This is a genomic window from Dechloromonas aromatica RCB, from assembly GCF_000012425.1.
On the sequence record NC_007298.1, the window covers coordinates 3,781,206 to 3,794,986 of the forward strand.

The 13,781-nt window shown below is 61.4% G+C and carries 15 protein-coding genes; 10 read left to right on the top strand and 5 right to left on the bottom strand.

The features are described from left to right. The first annotated feature begins 5 nt into the window (after positions 1-5). On the top strand, positions 6-854 hold the full coding sequence (locus DARO_RS18020) for a transporter associated domain-containing protein (RefSeq protein ID WP_011289255.1): 849 nt from the start codon (positions 6-8) through the stop codon (positions 852-854). Then, positions 832-2,295 (top strand): apolipoprotein N-acyltransferase, encoded by a 1,464-nt coding sequence (lnt, locus tag DARO_RS18025; RefSeq protein ID WP_011289256.1) that lies wholly within the window; start codon positions 832-834, stop codon positions 2,293-2,295. Before DARO_RS18020 ends, lnt begins: the two co-directional genes overlap by 23 nt. A gap of 40 nt (positions 2,296-2,335) precedes the next feature. On the opposite strand, the gene msrA is transcribed toward lnt, so the two are convergent. Together msrA and DARO_RS18035 are read right to left on the bottom strand one after the other, a co-directional pair. Then, positions 2,336-2,884, bottom strand: a complete 549-nt coding sequence (msrA, locus tag DARO_RS18030; RefSeq protein WP_011289257.1) for a peptide-methionine (S)-S-oxide reductase MsrA — start codon at positions 2,882-2,884, stop codon at positions 2,336-2,338. Between the two features lie 92 nt (positions 2,885-2,976). Then, the gene (locus tag DARO_RS18035) at positions 2,977-3,657 is read right to left on the bottom strand and encodes a transglycosylase SLT domain-containing protein (protein WP_011289258.1); all 681 of its coding nucleotides are present in this window, start codon (positions 3,655-3,657) and stop codon (positions 2,977-2,979) included. A 373-nt stretch (positions 3,658-4,030) separates the two neighbouring features. On the opposite strand from DARO_RS18035, the gene glyQ reads away from it, so the two are divergent. The 6 genes from glyQ to gloA are packed head-to-tail and all read left to right on the top strand — an operon-like array spanning position 4,031 to position 9,511. Next, positions 4,031-4,963 carry a glycine--tRNA ligase subunit alpha gene (glyQ, locus tag DARO_RS18040; RefSeq protein WP_041224494.1) on the top strand — a complete coding sequence of 311 codons (933 nt, stop codon included), beginning with the start codon at positions 4,031-4,033 and terminating at the stop codon, positions 4,961-4,963. 1 nt (position 4,964) lies between these two features. Then, on the top strand, positions 4,965-7,103 hold the full coding sequence (glyS, locus tag DARO_RS18045) for a glycine--tRNA ligase subunit beta (protein ID WP_011289260.1): 2,139 nt from the start codon (positions 4,965-4,967) through the stop codon (positions 7,101-7,103). Between the two features lie 16 nt (positions 7,104-7,119). After that, entirely contained in the window at positions 7,120-7,671 is a 552-nt protein-coding gene (gmhB, locus tag DARO_RS18050; protein ID WP_011289261.1) for a D-glycero-beta-D-manno-heptose 1,7-bisphosphate 7-phosphatase, read from the top strand. Further along, positions 7,668-8,420 carry a lysophospholipid acyltransferase family protein gene (locus DARO_RS18055; protein ID WP_011289262.1) on the top strand — a complete coding sequence of 251 codons (753 nt, stop codon included), beginning with the start codon at positions 7,668-7,670 and terminating at the stop codon, positions 8,418-8,420. The genes gmhB and DARO_RS18055 overlap by 4 nt, the downstream gene beginning before the upstream one ends. Beyond that, complete coding sequence (locus DARO_RS18060) at positions 8,398-9,117, top strand: YgjP family zinc-dependent metalloprotease (RefSeq protein ID WP_011289263.1); 720 nt, start codon at positions 8,398-8,400, stop codon at positions 9,115-9,117. Before DARO_RS18055 ends, DARO_RS18060 begins: the two co-directional genes overlap by 23 nt. 10 nt (positions 9,118-9,127) lie before the next feature. Next, entirely contained in the window at positions 9,128-9,511 is a 384-nt protein-coding gene (gloA, locus tag DARO_RS18065) for a lactoylglutathione lyase (RefSeq protein WP_011289264.1), read from the top strand. A gap of 113 nt (positions 9,512-9,624) precedes the next feature. On the opposite strand, the gene DARO_RS18070 is transcribed toward gloA, so the two are convergent. Further along, positions 9,625-10,758, bottom strand: a complete 1,134-nt coding sequence (locus tag DARO_RS18070; protein WP_011289265.1) for an ABC transporter substrate-binding protein — start codon at positions 10,756-10,758, stop codon at positions 9,625-9,627. Between the two features lie 288 nt (positions 10,759-11,046). Between DARO_RS18070 and DARO_RS18075 the strand changes: the two genes are divergently transcribed. Together DARO_RS18075 and DARO_RS18080 are read left to right on the top strand one after the other, a co-directional pair. Continuing rightward, the gene (locus DARO_RS18075; protein ID WP_011289266.1) at positions 11,047-11,661 is read left to right on the top strand and encodes a hypothetical protein; all 615 of its coding nucleotides are present in this window, start codon (positions 11,047-11,049) and stop codon (positions 11,659-11,661) included. 60 nt (positions 11,662-11,721) lie between these two features. Further along, positions 11,722-12,096 (top strand): response regulator, encoded by a 375-nt coding sequence (locus tag DARO_RS18080; RefSeq protein WP_011289267.1) that lies wholly within the window; start codon positions 11,722-11,724, stop codon positions 12,094-12,096. A 7-nt stretch (positions 12,097-12,103) separates the two neighbouring features. On the opposite strand, the gene DARO_RS18085 is transcribed toward DARO_RS18080, so the two are convergent. Both DARO_RS18085 and DARO_RS18090 read right to left on the bottom strand, forming a co-directional pair. Further along, a complete protein-coding gene (locus DARO_RS18085) occupies positions 12,104-13,225 on the bottom strand; it encodes a glycosyltransferase family 4 protein (RefSeq protein WP_011289268.1) in 1,122 nt (373 codons plus the stop codon). After that, positions 13,225-13,641 carry a diacylglycerol kinase gene (locus DARO_RS18090; RefSeq protein ID WP_011289269.1) on the bottom strand — a complete coding sequence of 139 codons (417 nt, stop codon included), beginning with the start codon at positions 13,639-13,641 and terminating at the stop codon, positions 13,225-13,227. The genes DARO_RS18085 and DARO_RS18090 overlap by 1 nt, the downstream gene beginning before the upstream one ends. Positions 13,642-13,781 lie beyond the last annotated feature (140 nt).

The window sequence follows — 13,781 nt, forward strand, 5'->3', positions numbered from 1 at the left end:
ACATTATGGATAGTGACAGTAAACCCGGTTTTATCGAACGTCTGACCTCCCTGCTGCTGCGCGAACCTGAAGATCGCGAGCAGCTGGTTCAGATTCTGCACAGCGCCTACGAGCGCAATCTGATGGACGCCGATGCGCTGACCATCATCGAAGGTGCCCTGCAGGCCTCCGAAACCCGCGTCACCGACGTGATGATCCCGCGAGCTCAGATGGACGTCATCGACGTCGACAATCCGATGGACGAAATTGTCCCGATTGTCATCGAAGCCGCCCACTCGCGCTTTCCGGTCGTCGATGGCGACCGCGACAATGTGCTCGGCGTCCTGCTCGCCAAAGATTTGCTGCGCATTCACACCGAAGAAGACTTCAGCTTGCGCGACTGGCTCCGTCCGGCCGTATTCATTCCGGAATCCAAGCGCCTGAACGTGCTGCTCCGTGAATTCCGCGTCTCGCGCAACCACATGGCCATCGTCGTCAATGAATACGGCGGCGTCGCCGGCCTGGTGACCATCGAGGACGTACTGGAACAGATCGTCGGCGACATCGAGGACGAATACGACTTCGACGAAGCCCACGACAACATTCGTCTCGACGCCTCCGGCCGCTACCGCGTCAAGGCGCGCACCGAGATAGAGGACTTCAACGCCGCCTTTTCGACCAAATTCTCCGACGAAGAATTCGACACGGTCGGCGGCCTGATCCTGCGCCATCTTGGCCGCATGCCCAAGCGCAACGAGGTTGTCGACATTGGCGGCCTGCGCTTCCAGGTGCTGCGCGCCGATAGCCGCCGTCTCTACACCCTGCTCATCGACCCACCCAAACCGCAGACCGGTGCTGAAGATACGCCTGCCTGAGCGGCCGCTGCACCGCTTTGGCCTTGCCGCCCTGATCGGTGCGGCGGGCGTCCTCTGCTTTGCGCCGTTCGGCCTGTTCTGGCTGGCACCCGCCATCTGGGGCGCCTTGTTCGCCCTGTTGCAGCGCGCCGAATCACCACGCCAGGGCCTGCTGACCGGGCTGAGCTTCGGTCTCGGCTTCTTCCTGTGCGGCGTGTCGTGGGTTTACGTCAGCCTTTCCATCTTCGGCGGCATGCCGTGGTGGCTGGCCGGCCCGGCGGCCTTCCTGTTCTGCACAGTGATGGCGTTGTTCCCGATGATCGCCGGCTGGGTATTCAAGCGCTGGCAGCCGGGCCGCCTCTGGCAGCAGGCATTGCTGTTCGCGGCACTGATTGCCGGGCTGGACTGGGTCAAAGGCTGGATTTTTACTGGCTTCCCATGGCTGACCGTCGGCTATTCGCAGGCGCCGCCCAGTCCGCTGGCCGGCTTCGCCCCACTGCTCGGCGTGCACGGCCTGTCGCTGATCGTGGCGCTATCCGGCGCCCTGCTCGTCCGCTGGCGCCTTGGCCTGCCTTGTCTTGCCGCGCTTGCCCTACTCGGTTTCGGTTTGCGTCAGATTGCCTGGACCGACCCCGTCGGCGAACCGGTTCGCGTCGCACTGATTCAGGGCAATATCCCGCAGGAAATGAAATTCCGCCCGGAAGCCTTCATCCGGACGCTAAACCTCTATCGCGAACTGATCCAAGCCAACCCGGCCCAACTGACGCTGCTGCCGGAAACCGCGATGCCGGTCTTCATCGACCAGTTGCCAGGCGACTATCTCGACGACCTAAAGGCACTGGCCCAACGCCAGGGCGGCGACCTGATTTTCGGCACGCTGACCGGCGATGGCAACGCCTACTACAACAGCGCAGTCAGCCTCGGCGCCTCGCCGCTGCAGGTCTATAGCAAGAGTCATCTGGTGCCCTATGGCGAATTTATCCCGCCCGGCTTTGCGTGGTTCATGGCCTACGCCAACATTCCGGCCTCATCCTTCACGCGCGGCCCGGAAAAGCAGGCGCCACTCGCCGTAGCCGGCCAGAAAGTGGCAATCAATATCTGCTACGAAGACGTCTTCGGCAACGAGATCATCCGCGCCCTGCCCGCAGCGGGCATCCTCGCCAACCTGTCGAACACCGCCTGGTTCGGCCACTCATTGGCCCAGCCGCAACATCTGCAGATCGCCCAGATGCGCGCGCTGGAAACGGGTCGTCCGATGCTGCGCGCCACCAACACCGGCATGACCGCCATCGTTGACGCCCATGGCCAGGTTAGCGCTGCGCTGCCAGCCTTCGAAACCGGTGTCCTGCACGGCGAAGTACGCGCTTACACAGGAATGACTCCCTACGGGCGCTTTGGGGACTGGGTCGCACTTGCCATGATCGTGGCAATGCTATTGCTGGCTCTGAAAAGAAAATATTGAGCCTTGGCTGCAACTTGGTGCCACCAAGGGGAAATCGGTACTAACCCGCCTTGATCCGCTCAGCGAAAACTTGGCGCAGCTTCATGGCCTTGGGCGCAACCACTGCCATGCAGTAGCCCTGGTAGGGATTCCGCCGAAAATACTGGTGGTGATAATCCTCAGCAACGAAAAAAGCGCTCGCCGGGGAGACTTCGGTCACGATAGGTGAAGCCCAGACACCTTCAGCATTGAGGCGGGCGATCATCGCCTCGGCCGCAGACTGCTGGCCAGCATCGTGAAAATAGATGGCCGAGCGGTACTGCGTGCCCACATCATGTCCCTGGCGGTTCAGCGTCGTCGGGTCATGGATGGTGAAAAAGGCGGTCAGCAGCGTTTCGAAGTCAATGATTGCCGGATCGAATTCGATCTGCACGACTTCGGCATGACCACTGTCACCACGACAGACGGCCTCATATGTCGGCCGAGGGTCGTGACCGCCCATGTAGCCAGGTAGCACGGCAACGACACCGTCAAGCTGCTCGAAGGCTGCCTCCAGGCACCAGAAGCAGCCACCGGCCAATGTGGCGAAAGAATGAGCGGATTGCGACACGGAATTCCCTGAATCAATACGATAACTTTCGGACCGCGCGCGCTGCCGATTGTTCCCCGGCAGCACTGGCAACCCGACAGCGACCGTAACGATCAGGCGGCGCGAAGACGCTGTACCGCCTGCTCCAGACGTTGCTTTTCAGCCAGCACCTTGGTCGCGTAGCGACGATTGGCGTCATTGGCAGCCCCGCCGAATTGCTGCAGGCCATCTTCCAGACCACCGTTGCGGCTGATCGATTCCTTCAGGACGCGAGCACCGACCAGGACGTTGGTGACTGGATCAAGGAAGGAGTCAGCATCCTCTGGCAATTTGTCGTGATGGAAGCGTGGCACGACCTGCATCAGTCCCTGCGCACCAACGACACTTTGCGAAAACGGATTGAATCCAGACTCGACGCCGATCACTGCGATGATCAGCAAGGGGTCGAGATGCAATTCGCGACCGACCGCCTGGGCTGTGGCAAAAATCGGTCTCAAGGCCTCATCGGAAACGCGATAACGGTGGGAGACATAGTTCATGGCCCCCCGCATACGAGCATTGAGCGAGGCAGGTTCCGGTTCAAGCTCTTCGGCAGTGGCCTCTTCGGCCACGGATGCTTCGGCACTGGGCAGAAGCGACTTGAGATTCCCGACCAGGTCGAGACGGCCGGTTTGTACGCCAATCAAGCCAACGATGAAAACAAGGCCCGCGATCATCAGGAACTTCTGGAAAAAATCGAGAGCTACGGTAGAGATGCGCTGCAAAGCAGACGGGAGAACGGTCGAAGCGATCATGTGACCTCCTTCACTGTTGCCACTGCGGAAAACGACTCCGACAGCGAACGGTTACAGGGGGATACGACATCGGTCGGGCAGTGACTATCTTGTCGCCCGAATTCCCAAGAAAGGCCGGTTTGGGCCGGGAAATCCGATGTTGCACCGCAACATAAAATCCAGTTTATTGATTATATTGAATTAAGTCAAAACAAAGCCGCCAATCCGAAGGCAATAGTGTTGCGCAGCAACAACACTTGACAACCCATAGACATCAGCACACCCCACAAAATTCCGCAGCCAGGCAGCGCCAAAACCCAAGCTGGCGGGGCTCTGCCGAATCATGGCAAAAGCTAGTAAAATCACGGGTTTCCGCTTACACCGAGTGCGTCCGATGACGACCAGCAAGAAACCGACCTTCCAGGAAATCATCCTGCGTTTGCAACAGTACTGGAGCGATAAGGGCTGCGCCCTGCTTCAGCCCTACGACATGGAAGTGGGTGCTGGCACCAGCCACACCGCCACCTTCCTGCGCGCCATCGGCCCCGAGCCATGGAAAGCCGCCTACGTGCAGCCATCGCGCCGCCCGAAGGACGGCCGCTACGGCGAGAATCCGAACCGCATGCAGCACTACTACCAGTTCCAGGTGGTGCTCAAGCCGGCACCGGACAACATTCTCGAGCTCTACCTCGGCTCGCTCGAAGCGCTCGGCTTCGACTTGAAGAAGAACGATGTCCGTTTCGTCGAGGACGACTGGGAAAACCCGACGCTCGGCGCCTGGGGCCTCGGCTGGGAAGTCTGGATGAACGGCATGGAAGTGACACAGTTCACCTACTTCCAGCAGGTCGGCGGCATCGACTGCAAGCCGATCACCGGCGAAATCACCTACGGCCTCGAGCGGCTGGCCATGTACCTGCAGGGCGTCGAGAACGTTTTCGACCTGACCTGGACCGAAGGCTTGACCTACGGCGACGTCTATCACCAGAACGAAGTCGAGCAATCGACCTACAACTTCGAGCACTCCGACGCCGACTTCCTGTTCACCGCCTTCGGTGCCCACGAAAAGCAGGCGCAACACCTGATGGGCGCCCAGCTGGCTTTGCCGGCCTACGAGCAAGTGCTGAAAGCCGCGCACACCTTCAACCTGCTCGACGCCCGTGGCGCCATTTCGGTCACCGAACGCGCTGCCTACATCGGCCGCATCCGCAATCTCGCCCGCGCCGTGGCCCAAGCCTATCTCGACAGCCGCGCCCGCCTCGGCTTCCCGATGGCGCCCAAGGAATGGGCGGCCGAAGTCCTCGCCCAGATTGAAAAGAAAGCTGCCTGATATGTCGTCCAAGAATCTGCTCGTTGAACTGTTCGTCGAGGAACTGCCGCCCAAGGCCCTGAAGAAGCTTGGTGAAGCCTTCTCTGCCGCACTGGCGAATTCCCTGAAAAATGCCGGCCTGGCGCCGGCGACAGCAAGCATCACCGCTTACGCCTCGCCGCGTCGCCTGGCTGCCCACGTCACCGATGTTGCAGCAGTCGCCGCCGACAAGCCGGTTGCCCAGAAGCTGATGCCGGTTGCGGTCGGCCTGGATGCGGCCGGCAACGCCACGCCGGCCCTGCTCAAGAAGCTGGCCGGATTGGGAATAGATGCGGACGCCGCCGCTTCCGTAGTCGCCAGCCTGCGCCGCGAAAATGACGGCAAAGCTGACGTGCTGTTCTTCGACAGTCTGGCCAAGGGCGCCACGCTGGCCGAAGGCCTGCAGAAGGCCATCGAGGCCGCACTGGCCGCACTGCCGATCCCCAAGGTCATGACCTACCAGTTGCAGGACGGTTGGAGCAGCGTCAATTTCGTCCGTCCGGCCCATGGCCTGGTCGCCTTGCACGGCGGAGATGTCGTGCCGGTCGCCGTACTCGGCCTGAATGCCGGTCGCGAAACGCACGGCCACCGCTTTGAAGCCACCGTCGATCCAGTCGTTTTTGCCAACGCCGACGAATACGCCAGCAAGCTGGCCACCGACGGCGCCGTGATCGCCTCGTTTGCCGAGCGCCGGGCCGAAATCGCTCGCCAGCTTGAAGGCGCAGCCGCCAAGGCCGGCCAAGCCACAGGCGCTGCGCTTCGGCCGATCGACGACGAGGCGCTGCTCGACGAAGTGACCGCGCTGGTCGAGCGCCCGAACGTGTTGATCGGCCAGTTCGAACAGGAGTTCCTCGCCGTGCCGCAGGAATGCCTGATCCTGACCATGAAGGCGAACCAGAAGTACTTCCCGCTGCTTGATGCCACCGGCAAGCTGACCAACAAGTTCCTCGTCGTCAGCAATATCAGCCCGGAAGATGCCTCGGCCGTAATCGGCGGCAATGAGCGTGTCGTGCGCCCGCGTCTGGCCGACGCAAAGTTCTTCTTCGACCAGGACCGCAAGAAGTCGCTGGAGTCCCGCGTCATCGGCCTGTCCAAGGTCGTCTATCACAACAAGCTGGGCACCCAGGGCGAGCGCATGCAACGCGTTGCCGCCATCGCCCGCGCCATCGGCGAATCCTTGGGTGGCGAAGCGCTGGCGCTGCACGCCGAGCAGGCAGCCGTGCTGGCCAAGGCCGACCTGCTGACCGACATGGTTGGCGAATTCCCGGAACTTCAGGGCACCATGGGCCGCTACTACGCGCTGCATGACGGCCTCGCTGCCGAGATCGCCGATGCGGTCGAAGACCACTACAAGCCGCGCTTTGCCGGCGACACCCTGCCGCGCGGCATCGTCGGCACCGTCGTCGCCCTGGCCGACAAGCTGGAGACGCTGGTCGGCATGTTCGGTATCGGCCAGATTCCGACCGGCGACCGCGACCCGTTTGCGCTGCGCCGCCATGCGCTCGGCGTCATCCGCATGCTGGCGGAAAACAATCTGGCCCTGCCGCTCGACCATCTGCTGCAAACCGCCGCCGCGCCGTTCGCCTCAGTCGATGGCTTCAAGGCGGCCGAAGCGCCCCTGGCCGACTTCATCTACGACCGCCTGGCCGGCAGCCTGCGCGAGCAGGGTTATACGGCGCAGGAAGTTGATGCCGTCGTTTCGCAGCGGCCGCAACGCCTGGGCGACATCCCGAAGCGACTGGCTGCCGTGCGCGCCTTCTCGGGTCTGCCGGAATCCGCCGCCTTGGCCGCAGCCAACAAGCGGGTCGGCAACATCCTGAAGAAGGTCGAAAACGCGGTCGAGGCCGTGGTTGACAATGCGCTGCTCAAGGAAGCTGCCGAGATCGCACTGCACGACGCCCTGGTCGAAGTCGTGCCGCAGGCCGACGCTGCCTTTGTCACCGGTGACTACAGCGAATCGCTGCAGGCCCTGGCCGCGTTGCGGGCGCCGGTCGATGCCTTCTTCGATGACGTGATGGTCAATGCCGAAGACCCGGCCCTGCGCGCCAACCGTCTCGGCCTGCTCGCCAAGCTGCATGCGGCGATGAACCAGGTCGCCGACATCTCCAAGCTGTCCGCCTAAACGCAGGAAGACCGCCATGCCCACCAAACTCGTCATCCTCGACCGCGACGGCGTCATCAACTTCGACTCGGCCCAGTTCATCAAGAACCCGGCCGAGTGGAAGCCGATTCCCGGCAGCCTGGAAGCGATCGCCCGCCTCAGCCAGAGCGGCTACAAGGTGGTCGTCGCGACCAACCAGTCGGGTGTCGGGCGCGGCTTGTTCGACATGGAAACCCTGAACCAGATCCACACCAAGATGCACAAGGCTGTCGTGGCCCTGGGCGGTCGGATTGATGCGATTTTCTACTGCCCGCACGCGGCCGATTCGAAGTGCGATTGTCGCAAGCCGAAACCTGGCATGTTCAAGCGCATTTCGGAAACGCTGAATGTCGACCTGAAGGGCGTGCCGGCCATTGGTGATTCACTGCGCGACCTGCAGGCCTGCGCCGCTGCCGGTTGCCTGCCCATGCTGGTGCTGACCGGCAAGGGCGAGAAAACCAAGACCGAGGGTAACCTGCCCGAAGGTACGCTGGAATTCAAGGACCTTTCGGCCGCTGTCGACTCCATCCTCCAGGAAACCACGCCATGAAAACCCTGCGCTCCACGGTCTTCATGGCCTACGCCTTGGTCTGGTCGATCCTGACTGCGCCGCTCGTCGTCATCGCCGCACTGGCCCTGCGCGGCCTGTGGGGCTACCGTTTCGGCAAGCTGTGGCGCCTTGGCATCCAGTTCGGCGTCGAGAACATCCTGGGCATCCGCCCCAAGGTCATCGGCCTGGAAAACATGCCGCAGGAACCCTGCGTCATTCTCGCCAAGCACCAGTCGGCCTGGGAAACCATGACCTTGCAGGACTATGTACCGAATGGCGCTTACTGCGTTTTCGTACTCAAGAAGGAATTGCTCAAGGTGCCGCTGGTCGGCTGGGGCCTGGCTGCGATGAAGATGATTTCCATCGACCGTGCCGCCGGCAAGGAGGCACTCGATCAGGTCGTTATCCAGGGTCGCGAGCGCCTGCAGCAGGGTTTCTACGTCATTCTCTTCCCGGAAGGCACGCGCGTCGCACCGGGCCACAAGAAACGCTACAAGCCAGGCGGCGCCTATCTCGCCACCCGGGTTGGCTGCAAGGTCGTGCCGATTGCCCACAATGCAGGCGAACTGTGGCCGCGCCAGGCTTTCCTGAAAACGCCGGGCACCGTCACCGTCAGCATTGGCCCGGCCTTCGACGCCACCGGCATGACCGAAGCCGAGGTCAACCAGAAGGCCGAAGCCTGGATCGAAGACGAAATGCACCGCATCTCGCCGCACCGTTACTCGGATGCCCAGCACAACGCCACCTGAAACAAGCCACCGCATCGCCATTGCCGGTGCGGACGTTTCCTACCAACTGCGGCGCAGCCAGCGGCGCACGATAGGCTTGACCATCGACCATCGCGGCCTGCGGGTCGGTGCGCCGACCCGGGCCCGGATCGGCGATATTGAAAAACTGATTCATCAGCACGGCGACTGGGTGCTCGACAAGCTGGCCGCCTGGCGCGACCGCCCGGTTCCCGGCAAACAGGAAATCACCGACGGCACGATCATTTCCATACTAGGCGAGCCGCTGACCATTGCCCTGACGACTGTCGGGCGTTCCCGCTGGCAATTCGGCCCCGGCACCCTCTACCTTCACCCGGTCAGTACCGGTGCCATCAACGGCTTGCTTGAAAAGGCGCTGCGCGAGAAAGCGCGTGCTGTCTTTGCCGAGCGCCTGCAAATCCACGCCCCCCGGCTCGGTGTCGCGACGCCACCCTTGCGGCTTTCCTCTGCCCGAACCCGCTGGGGCAGCTGCAATCACCGAGGCGACATCGCGCTGAACTGGCGGCTCGTTTTCATGCCGCTGCCGGTGGTCGATTACGTCGTTTGCCATGAATTGGCGCACCTCAAGGAAATGAACCACAGCCCGCGCTTCTGGTCTGTGGTGGAACAACTCTACCCGGACTGGAAAACCCGACGCCTTGAACTGCGTCAGTTGGCCCGGCAAATCCCGCACCTCTAAAGGAAACAGCATGCGCATTCTGCACACCATGATCCGCGTCGGCGATCTCGACAAATCGATTGCCTTCTACACCGAAATTCTCGGCATGCAGCTGCTTCGCCGCCAGGACTATCCGGACGGCCGCTTCACGCTGGCCTTCGTCGGCTACGGCCCCGAGGACAAGGAAGCCGTGCTCGAACTGACCCACAACTGGGACACGCCGTCTTACGAACTCGGCAATGGCTATGGCCACGTCGCGCTAGCCGTGCCGGATGCGGCAGGCGCCTGCGCCGAGATCAAGGCCCTCGGCGGCAAGGTAGTCCGCGAGGCGGGACCGATGAAGCATGGCAGCACGATCATCGCCTTTGTTGAAGACCCGGACGGCTACAAGATCGAATTGATCCAGCGCGGCTAGACCAAGGCTAACAACGGACAGACCCGTTCCCATAAAAGAAGAGGCCATCCCAGGACGGCCCCTTCTGCTGTTCTTGCGGCGACAATGCCCAGCCGCCGCTAGCCGAACGCCGTTCAGCGCATGATTTTCCCATCACGGCGCAGAACCGTCAGTTCGACGAATTTCGAGCCGTTATGATCGTTTGGACCAAAGCTGACGGCATAACCACCGGTATCGTAGCTGTGCATCCCTTCCATGGCACCGATGAGCTTTTCACGGGTCAGATCCTTGCCGGCGCGTTTCACCCCTTCGACAAAAACTTTCGCCGCGATGAAGCCTTCCAGGCTGACGTATGAGGGTTCAGCCTTGCCCTGCAGCAACTTCTGATACTCACGAACAATCGGCGCGTTGATCGACCAAGGGAAAGGCATCACTTGGGAAATGCCCACCCCCGCGCCATTGGGCCCAAGTTCCTTGGCCAGGGCTTGCGGCCCGACAAACGAAACCGTATAGAACTGCGGTGCGGCGCCTTCGCCGCGAATCGCGTTGATAAAGGCTGCGCTGGGCTTGTAGGGGACAGCCATGATCACCATGTCCGGGCGAACTGCGGCAATCGCTTTTGCCGCGGGAGCAACGTTCAGCGAATTCCGTTCGATAGCGGTGCTATTGATTACCTGCAAGCCTCGCTTTTCCATCGCTCGCTCGACGCCACTCAGAACAGCCTTGCCGAAGCCATCGTTCTGGAAAAACACGGCAATGCGCTTGACGTTCAGCGAAGTGAACTGCTCGACAATCCGCTCGCACTCCTCGGCGTAGCTTGCCCGGATATTGAATACGTACCGATTGAACGGTACGCGCAAGGCATCAGCGCCGGTGAAAGCACCAACAAAAGGCACTTTGGCTGGATTCGAAACCTGCAGTGCTGCGACACTGGTCGGTGTTCCGACAAAACCAAGCAAGGAAAATACGCCCTCTTTTCCGATCAGCTGACGCGTATTGGCGGCGGTGCGTTCCGGCTCATAGCCATCATCCAATACCTTCAGTTCCAGCTTTCGACCGTTGATGCCCCCCTGGCTATTCACCTGGTCAAAATAAAGCTGGACCCCCAGTTTCATCTCGCTGCCCAGTTCCTGCGACGGGCCGCTGAGCGGAACAGACTGGCCGACCAAAATCGTGCTATCGCTTACGCCTGTCTCAGCCATGACGAAACTTGAGGAAACAACGCCCAGCACCCCGACTACCCCCCTGACCACCAGCTTCCAGTTCATATAATTGAGATCTTCTGTTTATGACAACGGGCAGAGGTTATTCCAGACGAATTTTTTGTCAAGAATTGCCCATTTCTCAACAAATGACATATTGGTAAATCTTTTTATACGCCAGTTTCATATCCAAAATGCCCTCCGTCTTCAACCCGAAACGACGCGACCAAGCTCATCTCGGAAGCATTGGCCGGACTAGCCCACATCTTGGTCGAAACCTCATTTGCTAATGATGAACATCAAGGCCCTCCGGCAACGATCCCAAGACAATGGCCGACAAAGGAGATAAAACTCATGCCGCTACCCGATTTTTTTGCCCAGATTCCTGCGATCACCCTGCGCGACCCGCTGGCTGAACTGCTTGGTGCGGCCGATGGTGGACTGATCGAGTACACCTTTGCCGATGCCGTCAAACTGGCCGGGCATTCCTGCCCCACCGTGGCCGGGGCATGGCTGATGAGCGTCCGGGCGCTAGGCGAGCTATACGGCAGCGAAACGCCGGTACGCGGCAATATCGCCGTCGCCTTGCAAGACGATCTCGACAGTGGCGTGGCCGGGGTTATCGCCAGCATTGCTACCTTGCTGACCGGTGCCGCCGGCGATGGGGGCTTCAAGGGGCTCGGCGGGCAACATGCCCGGCGGGGCTTGCTAAAGTTTGGCGTTGCCGAGGTCATGGGCATGCGCTTTCGGCGCCTCGATACCGGCGCTGCGGTCGACTGCGTTTTTCGGCCTCATCTGGTGCCCGCCGACCCCATGCTCGGCAAATTATTACCAGGAATCGTCAGCGGCGCGGCCAACGCCGCCGAAACCGGGCTCTTCGGAAAGCTCTGGCAGGATCGCGTCAAACGCCTGCTGATCGATCACGGCGACGATCCTGCCGTCGTCGAAATTAAGCGCATTCCCCATTAGCGCACCTTGACAGGGTTTCAGGCGAGATGAAACACTGAGTTCCCCAAGCGCCTGCCAACTATGACAAAACCCACCGCCCTGGTTGTCGATGATTTCGCCTCGATGCGCAGCGTTATCGTTGAAGTGCTCAAGCGCACCGGTTTCACCGACATTTATCAGGCTGCCAATGGCCAATCCGCACTGGCCCGCCTGCAAGAGCACAAGAAAATCGGTCTCGTCGTTTCAGACTGGTACATGCCGGAAATGGATGGCCTGGCGCTGCTCAAGGCGATCAAGGCCAACCCTAACCTGGCCCACATTCCGGTACTGATGATTACCGCCGAAGGTCAGCGCGACAACGTGCTGGATGCCATGCAGAGCGGCGCAGCTGGCTACATCGTCAAGCCCTTCACCCCGACCGCACTGCAGGAACGATTGGAGCAGATGTTCCCGTAGCCGGCCTTCAGGCCATCGCTTCCCGCATGACGGTCTCGAAGCGCTCAACAACCATCGCCCAATGGTGATTCAGCATGGAACCCCGGGCAGCCCGCCCAAGCACCGGCAAGTTTTCCAGATTCGATACCAGATCGAGCGCCGCACGCTTGTAGCCATCTTCATCACCCGGCGCCACCAGGCGGCCATTCTCGCCATCGACAATCAACTCGGCCGCCGCCGCACTGCGGTAGGCCAGCACCGGCAAGCCGCTGGCCATCGCCTCGGCGACCACGTTGCCGTAGGTTTCGGTCAGGCTGGGAAACAGGAAGAGGTCGGCGCTGGCATAGTGAGCAGCCAGATCCTCGCCGGTCCGCATGCCGGCGAAATGTTGATCCGGGTGATCAGCCGCCAATTGCTTGGCGGATGGACCGTCGCCGACCCAGATCATTTTTGCCTTGGGATGCCAGACCTGGATCGCGGCAAAGCTTTTCTCGACCAGGGCCAGATTTTTCTCGGCGGCCATTCGGCCCACATAGAGGCAAACCGGCCCATCCGCTTCAACGCCCCAACGGGCGCGCAGTTCCGGGCTGCGCCGGGCGGGATCGAACAGCGCCGCATCGACGCCACGCCCGACCACCCGAACGCCGCGCAAGCCTTCGCCGGCCAGATCGGCGGCCAGCGCAGCAGTCGGCACCATCGTCGCCAGCGTCCGCCGATGCAGGGTACGCAGGTAGGCGGCGACCGCCGGGCGCATCCAGCCCAGCCCGTAATGCACGCTGTAACGGTCGAAATTGGTATGAAAGCCGGAGGTCACCGGAATGCCCAGGCGCCGGGCGACGTTGACCGCCGACCAGCCAAGCGGCCCTTCGGTCACCACGTGCACCAGATCAGGCCGGTTCTGTCGCCATTGCCGGGCGAGTCGGCGGCTGGCCGGCCAGCCAAAGCGCAGACCGGGATAGCCGGGCAGCGGAAAACCCGGCAGTGTCAGTTCATGCTCGCTACTCGCGTCGGCCTTGCTCTGACTCGGGCGGATGACGCTGACCCGATGGCCGCGTTCACGCAAGCCGCCAACCAGCCGACCGACGGTCATTGCCACGCCGTTAACTTCAGGCGGGAAGGTTTCAGTGACAAAGGCAATGGCGATCGACATCAGACGCTCTCCAGCAAAACACAAACCCAGACAACGACCACCAGCAGCAGCGAAATGAGCACGGCAGCACTACCGATATCCTTGGCCCGCTTGGCCAGCCGATGATTTTCCAGGCTGACACGATCAACCACCGCCTCGATGGCCGAATTGAGCAGTTCAACGACCAGCACGAGCAGCACGCTGGCGACCATCAGGCCGCGGGCCAGCCAAGGTACTGGCAGCAGGAAGGCCGTGGGGATCAGCAAGACAGCGAGCCACACCTCCTGGCGAAAGGCGTCTTCGCACAGATAGGCCGCCTTCAGGCCGGCCATCGAGTAGCTGAAGGCATTCCAGACCCGGCGCAGGCCGGTCTTGCCCTTGAACGGTGATTCGTTGGCCGGATCAAGGCCCAGATCGTGCGAAGAGGGTTCCTGCATGACATCTCCGTGAAAGCACCCACCTTAGTCACGCTTGGCTAAGCTTTGATGACAGCCGTCGTCACGAAAATGTCACGCAAGGCCTTCCCGTAACCTCCCGGTCATCCTGGCAACCTATAATGCGCACCTTCGTCGTCAAA

Excerpts from the sequence above, each read along its gene's own strand:
- DARO_RS18020 (WP_011289255.1), top strand. The coding sequence starts at position 6 with ATGGATAGTGACAGTAAACCCGGTTTTATCGAACGTCTGACCTCCCTG.
- DARO_RS18035 (WP_011289258.1), bottom strand. The coding sequence starts at position 3,657 with ATGATCGCTTCGACCGTTCTCCCGTCTGCTTTGCAGCGCATCTCTACC.
- glyQ (WP_041224494.1), top strand. The coding sequence starts at position 4,031 with ATGACGACCAGCAAGAAACCGACCTTCCAGGAAATCATCCTGCGTTTG.
- glyS (WP_011289260.1), top strand. The coding sequence starts at position 4,965 with ATGTCGTCCAAGAATCTGCTCGTTGAACTGTTCGTCGAGGAACTGCCG.
- gmhB (WP_011289261.1), top strand. The coding sequence starts at position 7,120 with ATGCCCACCAAACTCGTCATCCTCGACCGCGACGGCGTCATCAACTTC.
- DARO_RS18055 (WP_011289262.1), top strand. The coding sequence starts at position 7,668 with ATGAAAACCCTGCGCTCCACGGTCTTCATGGCCTACGCCTTGGTCTGG.
- DARO_RS18060 (WP_011289263.1), top strand. The coding sequence starts at position 8,398 with ATGCCCAGCACAACGCCACCTGAAACAAGCCACCGCATCGCCATTGCC.
- gloA (WP_011289264.1), top strand. The coding sequence starts at position 9,128 with ATGCGCATTCTGCACACCATGATCCGCGTCGGCGATCTCGACAAATCG.
- DARO_RS18070 (WP_011289265.1), bottom strand. The coding sequence starts at position 10,758 with ATGAACTGGAAGCTGGTGGTCAGGGGGGTAGTCGGGGTGCTGGGCGTT.
- DARO_RS18075 (WP_011289266.1), top strand. The coding sequence starts at position 11,047 with ATGCCGCTACCCGATTTTTTTGCCCAGATTCCTGCGATCACCCTGCGC.
- DARO_RS18080 (WP_011289267.1), top strand. The coding sequence starts at position 11,722 with ATGACAAAACCCACCGCCCTGGTTGTCGATGATTTCGCCTCGATGCGC.
- DARO_RS18085 (WP_011289268.1), bottom strand. The coding sequence starts at position 13,225 with ATGTCGATCGCCATTGCCTTTGTCACTGAAACCTTCCCGCCTGAAGTT.
- DARO_RS18090 (WP_011289269.1), bottom strand. The coding sequence starts at position 13,641 with ATGCAGGAACCCTCTTCGCACGATCTGGGCCTTGATCCGGCCAACGAA.